A 19,947-nucleotide genomic window follows, 5' to 3' on the forward strand; every position below is an offset into this window, starting at 1 on the left:
TTTAACCGAACCTTGAATTTAATTGTTGAGTGACGTACGCAGCTTATGAAATTCTTCCTCTAAAAAACTCAGTTGTTGTTTAATATCGGTATTTCTACTATCTGGAATACGATGGTAAAAAGCATATTTGATCTCCCATAGCTCTTTAATATCGGTATATGGAATCTCAATATCTTCAATGCCTTTGTGATCTGCTTTCAGAATGAACTTTTTTGCCGACTGGTATATTCTTCTCAGGAATATTTTTTCTTCGGAAACTACCAGGAATAAACATGCGCTCGCGAGATTAGGGTATTGCTTCTTCTGAACTTTCATACCTATCACTACATCTTTCGGGTAAAATCCATCAGAATCTGTGCTCATTTCGAGGTCATGAATTACGAAAGCTCGAAGATCTGCTTCATTATAGATTGGTAAATGAATTTCCGGTAAATCTGCTATAAAATTATCTTTAGTGTGATGCTGAATATATTCCTGTTGTTGTTCCGGGATGATACAGGGCACTTTCCTGCAAATGTCTGGTTTAGCTTTCAAGTCATCATGTTCAGGTTTTCCTCTAAACTTCAGCAATTCATTTACCGTGAGTTCGCTGGTGAGCAGGTCATCTATAGGAATGCTAAAATAATTAGCAATCTTAATAATGGTTTCTATCTTAGGTTCGCTTCGTCCTTCCTCATAAGCGCCCAAAGTACCACGTTTCAGGTCGAATAGCTCAGCAAAAGACTGCTGACTCAAACTACGAACCGATCTTATTTTCCTGATATTTTTTCCGAATAATGACATTTATTGCTAATAATATTTGCAGAATTGATTATTTATTGTAAATTAGTCTAACAATATTAGCAAATATATTCAAGTATTGCTAATTTTTTTAGTCTTAAATGTTCGAACACTCAGAGATCTGTTATTAACCAACTAAAGAATTAGAATTATGATCTCATTTATTATCGATATAGCCACCGAGCTTATCACGTTTCTTTAACAAAGTCTTAATACTTTTTTGTATTATTAGGCTCTCAAAATAGTAGTACTAACCGTAATAACCACCTATGAAAAATCACTTTAATATTACGAGAGATTTTTTGCTGGAATTGAATTTTAATATCACCCGGGAGAATCCGGAAGATGGACTTTTAGTGATTCAAAAAGAAAATTCTGGAATTAGAAATCTCATCGTAGGCGTTGCTCCGCCAATCTTAATTATGGAGCAGTACATTTTCAAGATCAATAACCAGTCTGAAAAGATCTTTAAAAGTTTGTTGCAGAAGAATCGCGATATCGTTCACGGGGCTTTTGTACTGGACGAGTCTGGTGAAAAAGTCATTTACCGCGATACCCTTCAGATTGAGAATATGGATCTGAACGAATTGGAAGGGAGCTTAAACTCACTCAGCTTATTAATGAGTGAATATTCAGATCATATCATAGAATTCTCAAAATATTAAAATTCAGCATTATGAACATCTTTAAGAGATTATTTAAAATAGGAGAGGCAGAAACAAATTCTGCCCTGGACAAAATGGAGGATCCAATCAAAATGACCGAACAGGGCATTAGAGATATGAAACTTGACCTGGACAAAAGTCTGGAAGCATTGGCACAGGTGAAAGCACTTGCGATCAGAGCAAAGAACGACCAGGAGGAGTTTCAGAACAAAGTGGATGATTACCAGAATAAAGCGATCATCATCCTGAAGAAAGCCCATTCCAAAGACATGGAACAGGCAGAAGCAGATCGTCTTGCGCAGGAAGCTTTGGTGCAAAAAGAAGCAGCAGAGCAGCAAGTTCTAAGAGCTAAGGAAGAGTCGGTTAAATTCGATAATAATGTTGCTCAATTGCAAAAAAATATCCAGACCATAAAAGCAAATATCGGAAACTGGGAAAACGAACTCAAGACGCTAAAAGCAAGAGTTAAAGTATCGAATGCCACCAAGAATTTGAATAAGCAAATGACTGAACTTGATAGCACTGGTACGGTATCTATGCTGGAAAGAATGAAAGAAAAAGTAGCCCAGGAAGAAGCACTGGCTGAGGCTTATGGAGATATTGCCAATGCTTCTAAATCCATCGATGAGGAAATTGATAAGGCGGCAGATACCTCAAAAGCAAAAGCAAGTGATGAACTGGCGAAGCTTAAAGAACAACTTGGAATGAAAGATTCTAAAAACGAATAAACTTGGATAACCTAATCAACATACTTTTTTCAGAGGTAAACGTGATCCTGAGCGTGTTACTCATCATTCTAATTCTCTACTGGATCATCACCATGATAGGTGGTCTGGATTTCGATCCAGACTTCGATATCGATATCGATGTGGATGTGGATGCAGACGTGGATCTGGATTCCGGGATCGAAGGTGGAAATATGGATTTTGAAGATATTTCCAATACTGAGATCAACCAGGAGGACGTGGTTGGGAAGAGGCGAAAACCTTTAAAGTGGTGGCAGATATTTCTAATCTATTTCAATTTCGTGGGATTGCCATTCATGTTCACTTTTACATTCTGGATCTTTGTCTGGTGGTTCATAACTACCCTGGTTACGGCGATCACGGCAAGCTATGATAACTTTATAGGTTTTGGGATCATGCTGCTGGCTTTGTTTCCGGCGCTGTTCGTCACCAAGATTCTTACCACACCATTTAAAGGTTTCTTTAAAAATCTGAATAAGGATGGTGATGCACCCATCGACTATCTTGGTAGAAAGGCAACTTTGATGTCTAGTATTTCAAAAGACAGGATGGGAAATGCTGAGGTGAGCGTAAATGGTGATAGCTTATCTATTTATGTAAAATCACTTACCGGCGACGCGCTCCCTTATGGAAGCAGTGTCCTTATTATCAAGCGATCTCCAGATCGTAATTATTATCTCGTACAATCATATAACGAATAAAACTAATCTAACCACAATGGAATCAATCTTACCAATTATTGGAATTGGAATAGGCGTATTACTATTTCTAATCATCGTTTACTTCGCGATCATCGCGATGTTCTACAAAAAAATTCCCCAGGGACAGGCGCTCATCAGGACCGGTTTTGGAGGGACAAAGGTCGCTACAGATAAAGGTCTGTATACGGTACCGGTTTTTCATAAAACCGAGATCATGGATATTTCTGTTAAGAAGATCCAGATCGAAAGACTGGCGCATGAAGGTCTTATTTGTAGAGACAATATGCGTGCAGATATCAAAGTTGCCTTCTTCGTTCGGGTGAACAATGATATTGAATATATTAAAAAAGTAGCGCAGACCATAGGTGTGGACCGTGCATCTAAAATTGCCACGCTGGAAGATCTTTTTGAAGCAAAGTTTTCAGAAGCATTAAAGACAGTAGGTAAAAAATTCGATTTTATCGAGCTTTATGAAGCCAGACGTGAATTTCGTGATGAGATCGTAAATATTATTGGCACAGATCTTAATGGCTATACACTTGAAGATTGTGCGATCGATTTCCTGGAGCAGACTTCAGTAAAAGAATTAAAGCCAGACAATATTCTGGATGCAGAAGGGATCAAGAAGATCACCGAGCTTACGGCAGTTCAGAATATGAAAGCCAACCTTATCAAGCGTGATGAGGAAAAAACCATCAGAAAGCAGGATGTGGAAGCCAGGGAGGCAATTCTTGAACTGGATAAGCAATTGGCTGAAAAAGAAGAGCAACAGAAACGTGAAATTGCGAATATCAAAGCTCGTGAGAATGCAGAAACTCTTAAGGTGGATGAAGAAGAAAGACTAAAATCTGAAACTGCCAGAATTGCTACGGAAGAAAAAGTGAAGGTTGCAGAGGAAAATATGCAACGCCAGATCATTGTAGCGCTTAAAAATAAAGAGCGTACAGATGCTGTGGAGTCTGAAAGAGTTGAAAAAGACAGGTTACTGGAGGCTACCGAACGTGAAAGAGTGGTAACTCTTGCGCAGATCGAGAAAGAGAAAGTAGTAGAGGTTGAGAAGAAAAACATCCAGGATGTGATTCGTGATCGTGTGATGCTGGAAAAAGGAGTGGTAGAAGAGCAGGAGAATATGAAAGATATCCAGGCATTTAAAACTGCCGACAGGGATAAGCAGGTTAAAATTACTACTGCAGAAGCATCTGCCCAGGAAGAACTTATTAAAACGACCATTGCTGCTGAAGCTCAAAAAGAAGCTGCCAAGCAAAAAGCTGAAGAGATCAATATCGAAGCGCTTGCTCATAAAGAAGCCAGCCAGAAACAAGCCGAAGCGAGAAAAATACTTGCTGAAGCCCAGGCGAAAGAAGAAGCAACTGTTGGTATGTCTGAAGCACAGGTAATGCATGCAAAAGCTGATGCTAACGAGCGTCAGGGACTTGTAGAAGCGAATATCATCGAGAAAAAAGCACGTGCTGAAGCGGCCGGTATGGAAGCCAAAGCAGATGCCAAACGTAAAGATGGACTTGCCGAAGCCGATGTAATTAAAGAGAAAGCGATAGCTGATGCTTCAGGAATCGAGGAAAAAGCTGCTGCAATGAAGAAACTGGATGGTGTTGGAAAAGAACACGAAGAGTTCAAATTAAGACTGAACAAAGATCTTCAGGTAGACCTTGCCAATATCAATATTCAGAAGGAGATAGCAGATGCACAGGCGCAGGTAATTGGAGATGCGTTGAAAGCTGCTAAGATCGATATCGTTGGAGGAGAAACTATGTTCTTCGATCAAATCGTGGGTCAGATTACCAGAGGTAAAGGATACGATAGACTTGTGCAAAACTCTACGAACATCCAGGACGTAAAAACTGCCATTCTTGGTAGTGAAGATGTAAAAGGGAATCTGCTTGAAAAAGTAAGAGACTTCGCTTCTAAATATGGAGTAAGTACCGAGGATATTAAAAACCTTAGTATTGCCTCTCTTATTACAGATCTTAAAATAAAATCTGATGATAAGGAAGAGCAAACCATGCTCGGCAATCTTCTGAACCTGGCGAAAGGCCTGGGAATTCAGGATAAACCGATCTCAAAACTTAGATAAATGGAAATGCCGGTGCCTGGCACCGGCTTCTTTTTTAATCTACATCAATTACATCACAAACTTCAGGAAGAGAACATGGCAAAGGAACCCATAAAGGAAGAGAATGCGCAAAAACTGGATGTTGGTACCTACGAGGTGATCCAGGGCAGACTGCAAAAGCAAAAAACTGAGTTACAATCCCGACTTCAGAAATTAAATGAAGAGCGGCAGAAAGTTTTTGGTTCTTTGGAAACAAGGCTTATCGCCAATGACCGCATCAATACCGAAAACAACTGTATCGCGAGGGACATCGTTTCGCTTGGCAATACCTGCATTTTTGGTTACAATGTGCATTTTGGTTTGCGTACAGAAATTTCTTTGAACGATGTGATGAGTATTTACAGGTTTGAGAATAATTCTTTTGAAGCCATCGATACAGATCTACTGAAAAACGATGTTTTCGAATCTGATTTCAAAAATCTTTACAAGTATTACAGAAACACCATTTTCTCCAAATTCGCTGTAATTGGAAACTATCTTTATATGGTTTTCCGGTTAAGTGAGAGTGTAACCGATATTAAGACCTTCAAATGGCTTATTAAAGATGAAGGTTTGCAATATGTGGACAGTCGTAGTGACCACGAATACAAACTACCCTCACAACATGAATTCAACTGGCAGGAAGTATCCAGGGATCAACACAGGCAGGGAGTTCATGCGCATGTTTCTATTCTGGATCGTGTTTTTGTAGAGACAATTGGCGGTGATCTTACGATCAAGATCGAGGATAATACCAATGATGGAAAAGGAATCTTTTCCGAAGAAGTAGAGCACCGGGATCAAACGCTGGATGACGCACAGTATAGATTTGCAAATCTTGGTAACCTGATAATTCTTGAGATTAAACCATTTCAGGAAGGTCCGCGTTATTTTGTGTACAATCATAAACTTCGGGAAGTTCAAAAGATCAGCAGTATCAAGGATACCTGTGTATTGTTACCAGACGACCAGGGAATAATTTTCCCAACCGGGTATTACTTACAAACCGGGGAATATCATTTGTTCGATCATAGCATTCCGAATCTAAGATTTCAGGAAAAGATAAGTTCTCCAAATGGCGAGGATTTTCTGTACGTATTCTACGCTCCGGAAAACGGACTCTACAACCTGATGAGTTATAATGTGATCTCCCAGGAAATCCAGACTCCCATTATTTGCAATGGTTTTACCATCCTTGAAAAAGGTGAACTATGCTATTTCAAGAACGAAAATGAACAAACCAAACACCATGTGATCCAGATCTGGCAAACGCCATATCTTAAAGGTGATTTTATGCCTTCCAGTCATGAGGATAGCATGTTATATAAGATCGGGAACAAGGATATCGTAAAAGCAATGGCTGAGGTAAACGGACTCGTAAATCTTCTAAATAAAGAGGATAATTATGATGGTTTGTATGCAGATCTTTCCAAGCGTTCCAAGGATATTCTGGATGCTTATTACTGGCTGAAAGAAGAGGAAACTCAGCTTCTAAATGAGCCACTTCGGGAAATCAACCAGGCTGCAAATGCTGCGATGGATGAATTTCAAAAAGTGCTGGAACTCAAAAAGAATGCCAGGCAGAAAACTAACGAAATAGGGAGAGAAGCGGAGCAGATCTTTAATAAGATAAAAAGTTCAGGTTTTCGAAATATCAATGATTTCGTAATTGCATTGACGCAGCTCAGGTCATTAAGAGGAGAAGCGATAAGTCTTAAAGAAGTACGTTATGTAGATGAACAATTCATTGAAAACCTTGAAGAGCAGATAGCGGAGCAAACTACAAAGATCTCACGAAGATGCGTGGATTTCTTGCTGGATGAGAAAGCTCTGAATCCATATCATAAAGCAGTAAGTGATAAGGAAGAGCAATTATCTGAAATCAAAAAGGTAGTTGATGCCCGGAAACTGGAGGAAGAAGTCAACAAAATTTCTGAGGATCTTGAATTATTAATTGATATTGTTTCAAATCTTGAAATAGAGGATACTTCGCATTCTACCAAGATTATCAATAATATTTCACTGATTTTTTCTTCGATCAACCAGTTAAAAGCAGAGATCAGGAAAAAACGAAAGTCTCTTGGAAGTGCAGAAGCTCAAGCCGACTTTGCCGCGCAATTGAAGCTTATCGATCAAAGTATCATCAACTACCTGGATATCGCCGATACTCCGGAAAAATGTGATGATTTTCAAACCAGGATTTCTATTCAGCTGGAAGAATTGGAAGGTAAGTTTGCCGATTATGAGGAATTTATTGAGCTGATTATTGAAAAAAGGGAAGAAGTTTATAATGCTTTTGAAGCGCGTAAGAATACACTCGTAGAAAAACGGAATAAACGTGCGGTAACTTTACAAAATTCCGCAGAAAGAATTCTGAAAGGTGTGCGTAAGAAATCTGAATCCTTTGATGAGGTTTCTGAGATCAATGCTTATTTCGCATCAGATATCCTGGTGAACAAAGCCAGAGATATTGCCTCGCAATTACAGGAAATGGACGACAGTGGTAAGGCTGAAGAGATACAGTCTATGCTGAAGTCTGCCCGCGAGGATGCTCTCCGAAAACTGAAGGATAAGAAGGAAATTTACGAGGATGGCGATACGATCATCAAGCTTGGAAAGCACAAATTTGGCGTTAATAAACAGGAGCTTGATCTTACGATCTTATTCGTGGACGATGCTTTGCATTATCATATTACTGGGACAGATTTCTACCAGAAGATTGAGAACGAAACACTTGTAAAATCTGAACAATACTGGAGTCAGGATTATATTTCAGAAAATAAGAATATATACCGAGCCGGTTTTCTTGCTTATAAATTATTCCGAAGATTTGGTGAAGAACTAAAGGACCATACGGAGGAAGATTTGATCAGGCTGGTGCAGGAGGAAAGCAGTAAAGATTATTCTGAAGGATACGTGAAAGGAATTCATGATCTGGATGCGGCAAAAATACTTTCTGTGCTTCTGGAAAAGCATGAGTCTTTGGATCTGCTTCGGTTTCACCCCGTAATCAGGTCCTGCGCACAATTCTTCTGGAAATTTTCTTCTTCGGAAATCCGGTCAAATTTAGATCAGAATATAAAAGCCGCAGGAGAAGTATTGCAGGTATTTCCAAATTCCAGAGAATACCAGTCTTTGCTGAAAATACTAACCAAAGAGATTTATGAATTTGGACAGGTTTCAGGAATATTTGAACCAGAACTGGCTTCTGAAGTTGCTGAATATTTGTTTGAGGAATTGCAAAATGATGATGATTTTCAAAAAAGCGGAATAGCGATAGGGATCAAAGAAGATTTCCTGAATATGCTGAAGTCTGAAAATGCCGATCTAAAATTTAAAGATAGTCTCAAAAGCCTGAGTTCAAATCAGGCAAAAGTAGCCTTGATCGAGCAGTGGTTGAAAGCATTTTTGCAAAGTAAGTTAGATGAGCAAACGAGCTTGAAAAGCAAGTATGTAAGCGAGGCAGCAGCGCTTATACTTTTTGAAGACGAATCTGTTTTAAATACAAAATTTACTTCACCATCTCAGCGCATTGAGAACTTAAGAGGTGAACATCGGCTGGTTCAAGCAGGAGTTTTCGATTTTAACTATCATGATTTTATATCGACTTACAAGCGCTATTTTGAGATTGATGTTCCGGCTTACCAGGAATTTAGAAAAGCTAGGCATGAAGTGACTCTTCAGCTCAAAGAAGATCTAAAACTTGAAGAATTCAAGCCAGGAACACTAAATTCTTTCGTTCGAAATAAATTGATCGATCAGGTTTATTTTCCTCTATTTGGAGATAACCTGGCCAAACAGCTGGGCACCGTTGGAGATCAAAAAAGAACAGATCGAATGGGATTGTTGTTGCTTATTTCTCCTCCAGGTTATGGAAAAACTACCTTGATGGAATATATCGCCAACAGGCTTGGACTGGTTTTTATGAAGATCAATGGCCCGGCGATTGGTCATGATGTAACTTCAGTAGACCCATCTTCAGCTACAAATTCGGCAGCCCGGGAAGAGCTTAAAAAACTGAACCTTGCTTTTGAAATGGGTAATAATGTAATGCTGTATCTTGACGATATTCAGCATTGTAATCCTGAATTCCTTCAGAAGTTTATATCTCTTTCCGACGGAACCAGGAAAATTGAAGGGATTTATAATGGTAGATCCAGAACCTATGATATGCGTGGGAAGAAATTCTGCGTGATCATGGCCGGGAATCCTTATACAGAAAGCGGCGAGAAGTTTCGAATCCCAGATATGCTGGCGAACCGTGCAGATATCTACAACCTTGGTGATATTATTGGTGATAGCGCTCACCTGTTCAGGTTAAGTTTGATCGAAAATTCATTAACCTCTAATCCTGTTCTACATCAGCTTAGTAGCAAGAACTTTGATGATGTTTATAGATTACTGGATAGAATCGAGAATAATAACCAGGAAGTACAGCTGGAAGGAAATTACTCGAACCAGGAAGTACAGGAATACGTGTCGGTTCTGGAAAAGGTCATACAAATACGGAACAGTGTTCTAAAGGTAAATGCAGCGTATATAAAGAGTGCGGCGATGGAAGATGAATATCGAACAGAACCATCGTTCAAATTACAGGGTTCCTATCGTGATATGAACAAACTGGTGGCAAAAGTGGTTCCGGTAATGAATGATGCGGAACTGCAAACGCTCATTCTGTCGCATTATGAAAGTGAATCTCAAACGCTTACTTCAGCTGCGGAAGCAAACTTGTTAAAGTACAAAGATCTTATTGGTAGTTTGAATGATGAGGAACGGAGAAGATGGACTACAATACAAAAAACTTTTCAGAAGAATAATAAGCTAAAAGGTTTTGGGAACAAAAATGAGATGGCGCAATTGCTTTCTCAAATGATGGATTTCACCGATAATCTGGAAGGAATCAGACAGGTGTTGCAAAATGGATTTAATAAATAAAAGTGTCAATTGCTGAGAATTTAAATAAACAATTGTTAATTAAAATCGGTCTTTATAGTTAAAGTGTGGATACAGTTAAGATATAGTTTCTTTGAGTCAAGTTGGATGTGGGTAGGTCGATATAGAATGATACATTCGTCTCAATCTTAATAAAAACTTAAAATTATATTATGAAGAAGACTTACCTACAAAACTTCTCACTTATCGCTTTATCTGCTGCTTTTCTGGGGCTAGGATCCTGTTCGAATGATTCTGCAGAATCTATGGATACTGATAGTATGAATCCAAGTGCAACTTCATTCGAGCTTGCGCATAATGAGAATGATTTCGTACAACTATCTGGACAGAAAGGTGCATTTGAAAATGGATTGAAGACAACTACTGCTCCAGGTGATGATCGAGGGAGATATAATATCAGTCTAAGGTATTTAGTACCACCAACTGAAAGACAGCAGGATGTTTTTGAATCTGCTGCCGCAAGATGGGAAAGAATTATAATTAAAGATGTACCATCGATTACTGGTACAATTCCTTCAGCTTTCTCAGGTGTGCCGCCAATTGTCGAGAATGGAACTATTGATGATATCGTAATTGAAGTGGTGATCGATTCCATTGACGGACCAGGAAAAATTCTTGGACAGGCAGGACCAAGGTTTACCAGGAATTCAGATGGACTAACGGTAACTGGTTTGATGTTCTTTGATGAAGCAGATCTTGACACTCTTGACAGACTGGATCTATTTGAAAACGTCATCGTACATGAAATGGGACACGTATTAGGTATCGGAACACTTTGGGGTAGAAAAGGATTGCTTGCAGGAACAGCCGCTGAGCCTTATTTCGCAGGTCGTAAAGCGAATGTATTCTGGAATGCTGAAGGAGGAGTTGGAGAACTTCCAATAGAAAATACAGGTGGCCCAGGAACTGCTTACGGTCACTGGAGAGAATCCATCCTTAGAAATGAGCTAATGACTGGTTATATAAATCTTGGAGAGAATCCTCTAAGTAGAATTACTGCTGGTTCATTAAAAGATCTTGGATATGGAGCTGCATCTATAGGAGAAACTTATGACCTTGTGAAAGGAGCGCCAGGAGTAGATCTTGATGATTTAAATACAACATCTAAAGAAGGTCTCTACATAGCTAAGATGGAAGAAGTTCTTCTACCAATTGGTGTTATTGAAGATAACTAATATTTAAAATTACTATTGTGGTTTTTGAAAAATCCTGCCGCCGGCAGGATTTTTCACTTTATAAGTTAATCCAAGCGAAATTTAATTTTCAGTTTTCAATTAAATGACAGAACTTTCGAAGTTCTAACCAAACCAACTTTTTATGGCCTCAGGATTTTTTGCTTTACTGGATGATATTGCTACGTTGATGGATGATGTTGCGGTAATGAGTAAGGTTGCCGGAAAGAAAACAGCAGGATTACTAGGTGATGACCTTGCTGTAAACGCAGAAAAAGCCAGCGGATTTATTTCTGATAGAGAATTGCCGGTTTTATGGGCGATCACTAAAGGTTCCCTTTTAAATAAGCTCATTATTCTACCAGTGGCATTTTTACTTAGTGCCTTTGTTCCGGTGGCCATAAAGATCATACTCCTTATTGGGGGATTATACCTGGCTTATGAAGGAGCAGAGAAGATTCATGAATACTTGTTTCCTCACAAACATGCAAAATCGACACCTGTTCCAGAAAATCTTTCAAAAGAACAGATGTTAGAACGAGAAGACGAGAAAGTAAAATCGGCTATACTTACAGATTTTATACTTTCTGTAGAGATTGTAATTATTGCTTTAGGAACCGTAAGCGGAGAGGAGTTGCCAACTCAAATTGGAGTAGTAAGTGTTATTGCACTTGTAGCTACTGTTGGTGTTTATGGAGTAGTCGCTCTAATTGTAAGAATGGACGAATTCGGAGCGAAGCTTATTAATATGAATGAGCAAACAGACAGTTTTTCAGATAAAGTAGGGCAATTTTTAGTGAATGCACTACCATGGGTGATCAAAGGACTGGCGCTAATTGGTACGATAGCATTGATGCTGGTATCTGGAGGGATCTTCGTACATAATCTGGAATTTATTCATGATCTGGTGCATTCTTTACCTACCATTCTAGGAGAATTCTTAGTTGGACTGGTTGTAGGAGCAATAGTTTTACCTCTAGTTGGATTGGGGAAAAAGATATGGAAGTCGGTTTCTAACAAATAGGAGCGTGTACATTGTCTTTGTTTTGAGCTGAAGGGTTTATTTGTCTTTTAAAATGAATAACAGCTAGAATCTCATAGAAGTATTTCTATAGCCCACAACTATATTTATCTGTGAAAAATAAAAAACCATGGCCAACCAAAAAAGCAATGGAGCAGGTGTATGCTATGAACTTATGGGGGGAAGGAGAAACTGCTTTTTACTCCGGAAATGGTTCACATGATGAGGTTCTGGTGAAGCCATACATAGAAGTTGTTGGAAATTTTTTAAAGACACATCGCAGCAACCTTAGTGTTTGTGATCTTGGTTGCGGTGATTTTAATATTGGAAGGCAGCTGCTGGAGTATGCAAAGCATTATATAGCTGTAGATATCGTTCCAGCTTTGATAAACAACAATAAGACTCGTTTTAGGTTTGATCATCTGGAGTTTCGATGTCTTAACATCGCGGAAGATGAGCTTCCGGAAGGAGATGTGGTGATTCTGAGACAGGTTTTGCAGCATTTATCCAATTCTGAAGTGCGAAGTGTGCTTAATAAGATTAGAGCTTATAATTATCTATTATTAACGGAGCATCATCCTGAATCAGATTTTATTCCGAATAAGGATATTATTTCTGGTCAGGGGATAAGATTAAAGAAGAATAGTGGTCTGGAAATTACTAAATCGCCTTTCAATTTTAAATTTGAAACCAGAATGGAGCTTCTATCGATTCCAGATCCAAATGGAAAAGGTCTTATAAAAACTACTCTTTACCGAGTGCAGTAAAAATAATAGAAGATTGCCCTTTTCGAGGCCCTGATAGAAAATCTTGGGTAAAATCGTTTATTCGCTCTCAAGTATTTTAATAATCTAAAACCAAGATTACTTCACAATTTGGAATTCGATATTTAGGGTCTGATAATCAATAAGTTGGATAGAAGATAATCGGAATTACACGTAAAATCTGAGTAGAATGGGAAAGAAAGGAATTACTATACCAGGAACAAATGTAAGGTTGCTTCGGAAAGTAGGATTGAGCGAGTAGTAACAAGTTGTTTAACTCGCTCAATTATCTTTTGAAATTCTGTTTATCTGAAGGCTTTCAGATTAGGATTCAAGTCCTGGGATAGGGCTGAACTTACCATTAGTGGATTTCCCAAGAATGATCACATCTTTGATATCGCGGTACTCTTCAATCGCCAATTTTAGTTGATCTACTGTATCCCGGCGTACTTTAACTCCTCCTGTTTTTTTATTTTTGTTTCTAACTTCAATATAATAACCGTCTCTGAGATCTTTCGGTTTTGTAGAAGGTCTGCCCATAATAATTTTGATTATTCGAGATTAAATTAATTTAGTGATACGTATGTAAAACTAAATAGTTATAAACTAGCAACTTGAGTGAATATATAAAATTCAGATCAATTATTCAGCATTGATTTTCAAACAATAAATTAGCGGCTTGAATTGCTAAATATATGAACGCCAACCAATGTTAATAGCAATAACTACATTATTCTATAATTAGGCAAAGGTAAGGAGTCTAAAAATTTATTAGATGAAAATTGCAAAATTTTTACTCAAATAATTCAGAACTTTTCAATTTTTATCCCATAATCTCCTTTAAAGTCAGAATTTAATTTGGAGAATTCCACTTTTTGAAGATTTTCAAAACAAGATAATTTGATTCAGGTCATTCAGAGCGAGCAGAATTTCAGAAACGTCAATTTCCTTAGCATGAAAAATTATAGAGAAAGTTATATCTCTATGAGGCGAACGGAAAAAATATGCAATATCAACTTATTCAACAGGAATAAATTTCGGCTTTTGTATCAACAATTTGACTCATGATAATATAAAAAAGCTCCATACATCCTAATAAAATGTATGGAGCTGTCTATTATATAGTTTAAAAATTAGCTTACCAGTTCAAGTTTTTTCCCGGCAACTTTTTCGCTAAACTGATTGCTGGTGTTCTTTTCTCCTCCAGCTTTCAAGGCCTTTTCTCCCGCAAAGAAACTTTTGTGATCATCTCCATGGTCAGATCCTGCCATTCTCTGGTGTTTAACGCAGGATACACCTTTTCTGATCTCTTGTCGCTGTACACCTTCTACATAGGCTAACATCCCTTCTTCGGAAAAATATCCTTTTGTAAGATCATTCGTATGTAAAGCAGTAGTATGATATGTTGGTAGCGTGATCAAATGATGGAAAACCCCGGCTTCTTTAGCGGCATCCTTTTGAAATGTTCTGATCTTCTCGTCTGCACGATGGCATAATTCAGATCCATCATATTCTGAAGCCATCAGGTTATTTCTATCGTAAGCAGTCATATTTTCACCTTCTGCAAGCATTTCTTCATAGGCCTGGTTTCTGAAGTTCAATGTCCAATTAAAGGAAGGGGAATTATTATAAACCAGTTTTGCATTTGGAACAACCTCTCTTACACGGTTTACCATATAGGCGATCTGTTTTACATTAGGAGTTGGTGTTTCTATCCATAATAGATCTGCGCCATGCTGCAAACTAGTAATACAATCCAGAACAACCCTGTCTATATTAGATCCTTCCTTGAATTGATATAATCCGTTTGGTAATCGAACAGGACGTACCAGCTTTCCATTTCTTTTAAGAAGGACATCGTCTTCTTTTGCTTCACTGATATCAATGCTATCAGCTTCCACAAAAAGCAAGGTATTTTGAAGCCAGATCTCCTGGTTCATTACTTATCGGTAACTTCTGAGTTAGACCGGCACCTTCAGAATCTGTGCGGGCTACGATCACTCCATCTTCCATTCCCAATTCGAGAAATGCATATCTTACGGCGTTGAGCTTGGCTATAAAATCTTCATGAAGCACAGTTACTTTTCCATCCTGATGTCCGCATTGTTTTGCATCTGATTTTTCTTGCTATTCCAGAATACTTGGCATGACTAAAAAAACTTTTCTAGATTCTAAGGTGGTAATATCAGAACCTTGAACTTAATTTTGACTTTTCATTTAGAAAAATTTGGTATAAAGTTCATAGTTTGAGAATTTTTAATGAATCAAAATTAAAACTATGGGAAAGGAAAAACTTAAAAGGTCATTAGGCTTTTGGGACATTTTGATGTTTGGAGTAGGAGGTATAGTTGGTGCTGGAATATATGCAATTATTGGTCAGGCTGCCGGTTTAAGTGGAAATATGCTTTGGGCCAGCTTTGCAATAGCTGCGTTAGTTGCTCTTCTTACGGGGCTATCTTATGCTGAATTCGTAAGCAGGTTTCCTGATGCCGGGGGAAGTTTTGAATATATTAAACAGGGCATGAACGAAAAGACGGCTTTAATCATGGCCTTTTTCATAGCTTTTACTGGTATAGTTGCACCCGCTGCAATAGCAATTAGTTTTGCGGAATATCTGAGCAGATTAGTGGAAATTCCAAATTGGATCTCAGTTATTACCATCGTAGTTGCCATGGCTCTCTTTAATATTATTGGATCAAAAGTAAGCTCTTATTTCAACAAATTTGCTACCATAGTTACTTTGCTCGGTTTAGGTCTGGTTATAGGTTTTTGTATTCCAGATTGGAGCAGCGTAAGTTATTTTAAAATGGGAGAGAACGGTTTCAACGGTATTTTAGCCGGTGCAGCCCTTATATTTTTCAGTTACGTTGGTTTCGAAGATCTAGTAAAACTTGCTGAGGAAACAAAAGATGCAAAAAAAGTGCTGCCAAAAGGAGTCCTTTTAAGCGGAATTATAGTGTTCTTACTATATGTCATGATCGCTATAAGTGCTATTAGCACATTCAGTGCTGAGCAATTATCCCAGAAGGATGGACCATTAGCTGCCATTATTGAATCTCAGTGGTCAACGATTGGTGGAACCATTATAGTAATAGTAGCACTTTTTGCTACTAGCAAAACGATCTTGAGTAACATTCTAGGAACATCAAGGGTTCTGTATGATGTGGCGCGGGATAGTGATATTATATGGCTTAAGAAATTTACCACTCTTAACGGAATGGGCGAGAAGACACCGAATTATGCGATTGTAGCTGTGGCTGTGATGACTATTATTTTTGGTTTAATTGGTAATTTAAAAGTCGTAGCTTCCATTAGTAATATATTTGTATTCTGTCTTTTCGGAATGGTAAATATTGCTTTACTAAGATTCCGTAATAAAAATAAAGTACTGGACGAGAAAGGGATTTTCAAAATCCCGTTGAATATTAATAATATTCCTATTCCCACCGTCATTGCATTAGTGACCATATTGATTTTATTCACTTTTAATATCTATAATTTATTCCAGGGGACCGCTTAATTCGTAACGAGGGCGGTTAAACACTATGTATTAGAGTAAATTCAATTAGGAGTGAAAATTTAGATTGTAAATTTAATTCGAAATCTTGAAAGTCTGCGAATTCCCAAGACATGGGACTAATTTGGATATAAATTTAGTGAACTTATAATTGATTAGATCTCTTGGGAATTCCGCGCATCATCTTTTTATTGAATATCTGTTTAATGAATAAGTATCATCTATGGAAAGAAGTACCATAATCTTAATTGTCACCTTTGTCTTATTATGGAATTCTGGTTTTATTGGTGCGGAGTATGGATTGCCATATACCGGTGCTTTTACTTTGATATTTTTCAGGTATCTGGCAGTATCTGTATTGTTAGGAATATATTTAATATTCAGTAAAAAAATAAAATGGTTTGGATGGAAGGCAACTGGTTTAAATATGCTGGTAGGCTTTTTAGCCCATGGAGTCTGGTTAACTTGTGTGTTACTGGCCTTGGAAAGAAAAGTTCCGGCAGGAATTGTTGCCTTAATCGTAGCATTGCAACCATTGGCTACAGGTGCACTATCTAATTATGTAACTAAAGAAGATACGAATAAATCTCAGTGGATAGGGCTTATAGTAGGCTTTATTGGTGTGGTGATTACTGTCGCATTCCGAATCGATTTCACTAAGCCAGGTTCATTCATCGGATATTTTCTGCCTTTAGTTTCTGTTGTTGCGATCACATTTGCAACACTAATTCAGCGAAGATTGAATGTTAATGATCAGAAAGAAAAGTTACCTGTAGATCAAACGCTGTTTTATCAAAGTTTAGCCACTATGTTAGCCTTGGTACTACCTGCTTTTTTTATTGAAAGCTTTGCAGCAGAATGGGTTCCAGAATTTACACTAACCATGATATGGCTAGTATTAGCGGTTTCAATTTCATCCTATTTTATTATGTTACTTTTAATTGAACGACTTGATGCCACTAGGGTTGCCAGTTTATTTTATCTAGGCCCACCTATAACGATGCTAATGGCATGGTTAATATTTGGAGATATTATAAAAATCATGGATATAGTGGGAGTCGCAATTGTTTTTGTGGGTGTGTACTTAAGCAATCGAACACAGAATGCTAAGTAGCAGTATAATTGCAATTAAAGATTTTAATAATATACAGTAAAAAATGATATATTAATTTTAATAATACAGGGAAGCTAATATCTAATGAATTTATTGAGTAAAATTAGATAATTCTTCAGAATAGAGAATACATGAGTTTTTTGCTATAGCATAAAAAGGTGACTCTGCAAATGGTTTCTTCAAATCTCATTTTATTGTTATAATTATCATATCATAAAAAAACCTTGAATAACACTTTTTACAATTTAAATAAGTTCATGCACAGATTATTTCCTATTATTAAAGCGCAATGAGAACGAAAAAAATCCGGAAAGAATTTTCCCGGATCTTTTCTGAAAATCATTAAGCTTATTTTTTATTACTTCTTGATAAAAGAATAGCTGTAGCTGAAGCAATAGCAATACCTGTTGCAATTTTTAGCACAAAATTCTTTCGATTATATTCCCATTCAGATTTCCAACCTCTTTCTTTAATAATATTAGGAAGTTTTCCGTGTTGCAAATCATCTAATATGCCTTCAGCAATACCAATTCGATCTGCCAGTACTAAAGGTAACCATCTACCGTAGCTTGATTCACTTTTCGAGAATGCATATCTTCTTATCATCCCGCTAAGTCCAGATGGTGGAGCTGCTGTACCAAATACTGCCGTTATATTTGGTCTTTCTATGGAGTGCAATACTTCAATATCTGTTTCTTGTTGCTCAGGTCTATCCCAAGTGTAACCTTTTATTTCTTCATCGCTACGATGTTTCATAGGATAAGTAGGATCATTTTTGGGATTAGCATCAATACCCCAACCTTTAATATGGCTGTGGTCTCCACCTCTTTTATTAACAAAACTGTCTATATTATTTTTTTCAGTCATAATCTTCAATTTTACATTATTATACTATTCCTTCTTATGCCGATGGAGGAATAAGAACCGGTTTAATACAATTGTCAAGTTTTTTGGAGAATATATGATATCCTTCAGCAACCTCTTCTAAAGGAATACGGTGGGTAATAATAGCTTTTGGATCTAATACACCGGATTCTACATGCTTAATCATTCTGGGTAAAAGTCGCTTGACTGATGCTTGATTTGCACGAATAGTTATTCCTTTGTTCAATACATTACCTATGGGAATAAGTGCATCAATAGGTCCATATACTCCAACTATTGAGACAATTCCTCCTTTTTTGACAGAATTTATAGCCCAATGCAGAGCAGTAGTAGAACCACCTTGCAGTAGAAGTTTCCTGCCCAGTAAAGAATTTAATTTATTACCATCTGCTTCGGCACCTACTGCATCTATACAAACATCTGCCCCCAGGGAGTCAGTTTGTTTTTTTATGAAAACTACAGGATCTTCGAGGGATTTGAAATTATAAACTTCACACTGGGCATATTTTTCTACGAATTCTAAACGATAATCTAATTGGTCTATTACAATAACCCGTCCTGCTCCAAATAGCCAAGCGCATTTTGCCGCCATTATTCCAATTGGACCGGCTCCAAAAACAACTACGGTATCTCCTTTTTGAATTCCACCCATTTCCGCAGCCTGATATCCTGTAGGAACTACATCCGTAAGCAGCACAGCGTCGTCTAGATCCATCCAATCGGGGATTACCGTAGGACCAACATCGGCATAGGGTACCCGCACATATTCCGCCTGGCCACCGTTGTATCCTCCAGCGGTATGAGAGTATCCAAAAATTCCACCAGCCGCGGTAGACTGAGAATTCGCTTCATGACAATTCCCATATAATTCTTGTTTGCAAAAGGCACATTTTCCACAGGCAATGTTAAAAGGCACCATGACTTTGTCGCCTACTTTTACGTTTTTTACAGAAGTACCGACATCCACAATTTCACCAATGAATTCATGGCCAAACGTAGAACCCACTCGGGTATCTGGTACAAGGCCATGGTAAAGATGAAGGTCTGATCCGCAAATACAGGATCGTAGTACTCTGACAATTGCATCCTCTGGATGCTCAATTTCTGGGTAAGGTTGATCATGATCTGCTCGAACCCGAAATGGGCCCCTAAAATTCATTGCTAACATAGTAATTCAGTTTTTAGTTTTTTAAATATTTTGAGGTAGGGAACTCAAGCAGATTTAAATTACAAAATCATTCCGCCGATGGTTTTAAATTTAACAGATGTTTAGAGCAGATTTGATGTTGCTTTAAGAGTTTAGATACATTAATATATTCTACTACATTTTGAGTGTTATTGTACCATAGAAGATAGATTATAGAATAAAACGGCGGGAGAATTTTCTAATTAGAACTAATGCAGATCTTGCCTTAAGTTTCTGTTGGAGGGTGTGTTATAGAGTTTAAGAATTAAAAATTGAACGAATTAGATGTTATCTACTACTCTACAAAATCATTCCGATTTTTAATTTATTCTG

The 19,947-nt window shown here is 37.7% G+C and carries 14 protein-coding genes and 1 pseudogene; 10 read left to right on the top strand and 5 right to left on the bottom strand.

Annotation, left to right across the window (positions count from 1 at the left end):
- Positions 1-18: 18 nt before the first annotated feature.
- Positions 19-783, bottom strand: a complete 765-nt coding sequence (locus tag T8I65_RS03585; protein WP_322302072.1) for a helix-turn-helix transcriptional regulator — start codon at positions 781-783, stop codon at positions 19-21.
- Positions 784-1,049: 266 nt separating this feature from the next.
- Between T8I65_RS03585 and T8I65_RS03590 the strand changes: the two genes are divergently transcribed.
- From T8I65_RS03590 to T8I65_RS03625, 8 genes are all read left to right on the top strand, one after another.
- The gene (locus T8I65_RS03590; RefSeq protein ID WP_141876988.1) at positions 1,050-1,445 is read left to right on the top strand and encodes a YbjN domain-containing protein; all 396 of its coding nucleotides are present in this window, start codon (positions 1,050-1,052) and stop codon (positions 1,443-1,445) included.
- An 11-nt stretch (positions 1,446-1,456) separates the two neighbouring features.
- Positions 1,457-2,173, top strand: coding sequence for a PspA/IM30 family protein (locus T8I65_RS03595; RefSeq protein ID WP_322302073.1), 717 nt, complete (start codon positions 1,457-1,459; stop codon positions 2,171-2,173).
- Between the two features lie 2 nt (positions 2,174-2,175).
- The gene (locus T8I65_RS03600; RefSeq protein WP_322302074.1) at positions 2,176-2,892 is read left to right on the top strand and encodes a hypothetical protein; all 717 of its coding nucleotides are present in this window, start codon (positions 2,176-2,178) and stop codon (positions 2,890-2,892) included.
- Positions 2,893-2,908: 16 nt separating this feature from the next.
- The gene (locus T8I65_RS03605; RefSeq protein WP_322302075.1) at positions 2,909-4,984 is read left to right on the top strand and encodes an SPFH domain-containing protein; all 2,076 of its coding nucleotides are present in this window, start codon (positions 2,909-2,911) and stop codon (positions 4,982-4,984) included.
- Between the two features lie 75 nt (positions 4,985-5,059).
- Complete coding sequence (locus tag T8I65_RS03610; RefSeq protein WP_322302774.1) at positions 5,060-9,937, top strand: DNA repair ATPase; 4,878 nt, start codon at positions 5,060-5,062, stop codon at positions 9,935-9,937.
- A gap of 170 nt (positions 9,938-10,107) precedes the next feature.
- Entirely contained in the window at positions 10,108-11,130 is a 1,023-nt protein-coding gene (locus T8I65_RS03615; protein ID WP_322302076.1) for a leishmanolysin-related zinc metalloendopeptidase, read from the top strand.
- A gap of 142 nt (positions 11,131-11,272) precedes the next feature.
- Positions 11,273-12,151 (top strand): DUF808 domain-containing protein, encoded by an 879-nt coding sequence (locus T8I65_RS03620; RefSeq protein ID WP_322302077.1) that lies wholly within the window; start codon positions 11,273-11,275, stop codon positions 12,149-12,151.
- A 110-nt stretch (positions 12,152-12,261) separates the two neighbouring features.
- On the top strand, positions 12,262-12,915 hold the full coding sequence (locus T8I65_RS03625; RefSeq protein WP_322302078.1) for a class I SAM-dependent methyltransferase: 654 nt from the start codon (positions 12,262-12,264) through the stop codon (positions 12,913-12,915).
- Between the two features lie 321 nt (positions 12,916-13,236).
- Here the strand turns inward: T8I65_RS03625 and T8I65_RS03630 are convergent, their stop codons facing one another.
- Together T8I65_RS03630 and T8I65_RS03635 are read right to left on the bottom strand one after the other, a co-directional pair.
- Positions 13,237-13,452, bottom strand: coding sequence for a hypothetical protein (locus tag T8I65_RS03630; RefSeq protein ID WP_322302079.1), 216 nt, complete (start codon positions 13,450-13,452; stop codon positions 13,237-13,239).
- Positions 13,453-14,045: 593 nt separating this feature from the next.
- Positions 14,046-15,030, bottom strand: a pseudogene (locus tag T8I65_RS03635) (isocitrate lyase); the annotation flags it as partial.
- A 160-nt stretch (positions 15,031-15,190) separates the two neighbouring features.
- On the opposite strand from T8I65_RS03635, the gene T8I65_RS03640 reads away from it, so the two are divergent.
- Together T8I65_RS03640 and T8I65_RS03645 are read left to right on the top strand one after the other, a co-directional pair.
- Positions 15,191-16,432, top strand: a complete 1,242-nt coding sequence (locus T8I65_RS03640; RefSeq protein WP_322302080.1) for an APC family permease — start codon at positions 15,191-15,193, stop codon at positions 16,430-16,432.
- A 220-nt stretch (positions 16,433-16,652) separates the two neighbouring features.
- On the top strand, positions 16,653-17,543 hold the full coding sequence (locus tag T8I65_RS03645) for a DMT family transporter (RefSeq protein ID WP_322302081.1): 891 nt from the start codon (positions 16,653-16,655) through the stop codon (positions 17,541-17,543).
- Positions 17,544-17,891: 348 nt separating this feature from the next.
- Here the strand turns inward: T8I65_RS03645 and T8I65_RS03650 are convergent, their stop codons facing one another.
- Both T8I65_RS03650 and T8I65_RS03655 read right to left on the bottom strand, forming a co-directional pair.
- Positions 17,892-18,410 carry a hypothetical protein gene (locus T8I65_RS03650; RefSeq protein ID WP_322302082.1) on the bottom strand — a complete coding sequence of 173 codons (519 nt, stop codon included), beginning with the start codon at positions 18,408-18,410 and terminating at the stop codon, positions 17,892-17,894.
- A 34-nt stretch (positions 18,411-18,444) separates the two neighbouring features.
- The gene (locus T8I65_RS03655; RefSeq protein ID WP_322302083.1) at positions 18,445-19,596 is read right to left on the bottom strand and encodes a zinc-dependent alcohol dehydrogenase; all 1,152 of its coding nucleotides are present in this window, start codon (positions 19,594-19,596) and stop codon (positions 18,445-18,447) included.
- Between the last annotated feature and the right edge of the window lie 351 nt (positions 19,597-19,947).

The sequence above is a fragment of the Christiangramia sp. OXR-203 genome, assembly GCF_034372165.1.
Classification (GTDB): domain Bacteria; phylum Bacteroidota; class Bacteroidia; order Flavobacteriales; family Flavobacteriaceae; genus Christiangramia.

Excerpts from the sequence above, each read along its gene's own strand:
- T8I65_RS03650 (WP_322302082.1), bottom strand. The coding sequence starts at position 18,410 with ATGACTGAAAAAAATAATATAGACAGTTTTGTTAATAAAAGAGGTGGA.
- T8I65_RS03645 (WP_322302081.1), top strand. The coding sequence starts at position 16,653 with ATGGAAAGAAGTACCATAATCTTAATTGTCACCTTTGTCTTATTATGG.
- T8I65_RS03590 (WP_141876988.1), top strand. The coding sequence starts at position 1,050 with ATGAAAAATCACTTTAATATTACGAGAGATTTTTTGCTGGAATTGAAT.
- T8I65_RS03655 (WP_322302083.1), bottom strand. The coding sequence starts at position 19,596 with ATGTTAGCAATGAATTTTAGGGGCCCATTTCGGGTTCGAGCAGATCAT.
- T8I65_RS03610 (WP_322302774.1), top strand. The coding sequence starts at position 5,060 with ATGGCAAAGGAACCCATAAAGGAAGAGAATGCGCAAAAACTGGATGTT.
- T8I65_RS03630 (WP_322302079.1), bottom strand. The coding sequence starts at position 13,452 with ATGGGCAGACCTTCTACAAAACCGAAAGATCTCAGAGACGGTTATTAT.
- T8I65_RS03605 (WP_322302075.1), top strand. The coding sequence starts at position 2,909 with ATGGAATCAATCTTACCAATTATTGGAATTGGAATAGGCGTATTACTA.
- T8I65_RS03595 (WP_322302073.1), top strand. The coding sequence starts at position 1,457 with ATGAACATCTTTAAGAGATTATTTAAAATAGGAGAGGCAGAAACAAAT.
- T8I65_RS03640 (WP_322302080.1), top strand. The coding sequence starts at position 15,191 with ATGGGAAAGGAAAAACTTAAAAGGTCATTAGGCTTTTGGGACATTTTG.
- T8I65_RS03585 (WP_322302072.1), bottom strand. The coding sequence starts at position 783 with ATGTCATTATTCGGAAAAAATATCAGGAAAATAAGATCGGTTCGTAGT.
- T8I65_RS03615 (WP_322302076.1), top strand. The coding sequence starts at position 10,108 with ATGAAGAAGACTTACCTACAAAACTTCTCACTTATCGCTTTATCTGCT.
- T8I65_RS03620 (WP_322302077.1), top strand. The coding sequence starts at position 11,273 with ATGGCCTCAGGATTTTTTGCTTTACTGGATGATATTGCTACGTTGATG.